This window comes from Rothia sp. HMSC066G02, from assembly GCF_001813145.1.
In the GTDB taxonomy this organism is placed as follows: Bacteria; Actinomycetota; Actinomycetes; order Actinomycetales; family Micrococcaceae; genus Rothia.
Map to the genome: position 1 here is coordinate 11,595 of NZ_KV811585.1, position 1,753 is coordinate 13,347.

Here is a 1,753-nt window from a genome sequence, read left to right on the forward strand (position 1 = left end):
GAATACGACCCGCTAGGGCAGGTACACCGTGCTGTTTCGCTACTCGCCCCTGCCAAATACCCAGGACGTTCAGCAACGGTGCAACAACAACTATCTGCAGACCACCACTGTCAAAATCGTGGACAAACAACCAGCACCCTAGAAAGAAAAATAGGAGGCCGAGGGCGCCGAAAAGCAGGGATACGTTCGCTGCCTTTTTACCGTCTTGTGCCCTTTGCTCGTCGGAAGGTTGCTTGCTCGCATGTTGCGTCCAATCGTCCGTGTTGTCAGCGTCAGACTGCGGGCTGCCATTTCCCTGGTAGAGCTTGGCATATTCGGGATTGTAATCAAAAACTTCATTATTTTGGGGCATCATAACCTTTCAATACCGGGCGTTATGCCCACCCTAGACTTTCCCCCACCAAGGGAACAAGTATGTCGAGCCGATTTCACCAAACATACGGCATACATACAGAAAAGCCCCGCACCTCAACGTGAGGAACGGGGCTTTTGCGTACCCTCCAATGAGGGTGAAAGTGTTTAGAAAAGTACCAGCATCTGCGCAGTCTCCACGAGCCTAGAATTTGCGGCAGAATCAGAAAGAGCCAGCATAATCGCCAGCAGCATACCGCCACCAAAAAGCACCAGGAACATGCCACCAATGACTACGCTAATCCAGTTCAAGATACGCCCAGCCGAAGCAGCCGCGCCAAAACGTTCTGCCTCGTTCGCCTTGAAAATACCGATAACACCCAGAATCAGGGAAGGCAGACCAAACAGCCACCAGCTGAGAGTCACTATACACGCCAAGCTGATAATACCCAGCACCGTGGAAGTCTGAGCAGCCTTCTCACCGGCAAGCTGCTCGGGGGTCTTCTGAACAATGCCAATAGGAACCATCATGGGCTGACCGTACTGGCCGGGCTGCTGGTACTGCTGACCGTACGGGTCGTACTGATTCTGACCATACGAGTCTTGGCCGTACGAATTCTGACCGTACTGGTCATAAGAATACTGATCGTAGGAGCTCTGCCCGTACTGACCGTATTGGCCATACTGACCGTACTGAGTGTTCTGCCCGTACTGGCCGTTCTGGTTGTACTGCTCGTTCAGACGGTTGTAGTCCGGGTTGTAGTCGTAGGGGTCTGAACCCCGAGGATTCTGAGACATGGCATCTCACTTTCGTACGGCTGGTGTGTGTTAAACAGTATTCACCCTAACCTATCACCGAAACGGGTACAACTACATCTGTCGCACAAACCCGCGCAATACATTTTAAGAGGGCAGTAGAGTGCCAGCTGGTACGCGAAAGCCCCGCTCCTCAATTGAACTGCCTCCCGTTTCTTGGACAACGAAAATAAAGTCCAAGAAACAGGAGGCTTTTCATGTCTATAAATCTGGGAATGAGACACGATCGTTTGCTTCGGAAACAGGCAGCGCAAATGTTTGAGAAAGGATTTGGCTATGGTTTAACCGCCAGCAGGCTTGGTGTGTCTGCCGCGACTGTGAGAGAGTGGCAGAAAATGTACCGCGTGATCGGGAAGGGCGGGTTTCTTGCCATGGGAGTAAAGCAGGCCAGATACGACTATGAGACCAAGGTTGCCGCAGCGAAGGCTGTAGTTGATGGTGGGATGAGTAAGCCTGAGGCGATGGTGCGTTTCGGTATTGCAAGTGCGACACCGTTGAAACAGTGGTGCAGGCTGTACCGTGAAGGCGGCGCGCAAGCGCTTAAGCCTAAACCTAAGGGCAGGCCGAAGGGGTCGGTGCGGGCGGT

The 1,753-nt window shown here is 52.8% G+C and carries 3 protein-coding genes; 1 reads left to right on the forward strand and 2 read right to left on the reverse strand.

What is annotated here, in order from left to right; all coding sequences use genetic code 11:
- Together HMPREF2894_RS09085 and HMPREF2894_RS02755 are read right to left on the reverse strand one after the other, a co-directional pair.
- Nucleotides 1-355, reverse strand: a 355-nt coding sequence (locus HMPREF2894_RS09085; RefSeq protein WP_371325805.1) for a hypothetical protein, incomplete at its 3' end; no start/stop codon positions are given.
- A gap of 164 nt (nt 356-519) precedes the next feature.
- A complete protein-coding gene (locus HMPREF2894_RS02755) occupies nt 520-1,149 on the reverse strand; it encodes a polyprenyltransferase (RefSeq protein WP_049346007.1) in 630 nt (209 codons plus the stop codon).
- Between the two features lie 215 nt (nt 1,150-1,364).
- On the opposite strand from HMPREF2894_RS02755, the gene HMPREF2894_RS02760 reads away from it, so the two are divergent.
- The coding region (locus HMPREF2894_RS02760; RefSeq protein WP_070677704.1) for a helix-turn-helix domain-containing protein at nt 1,365-1,753 on the forward strand (389 nt) is incomplete at its 3' end.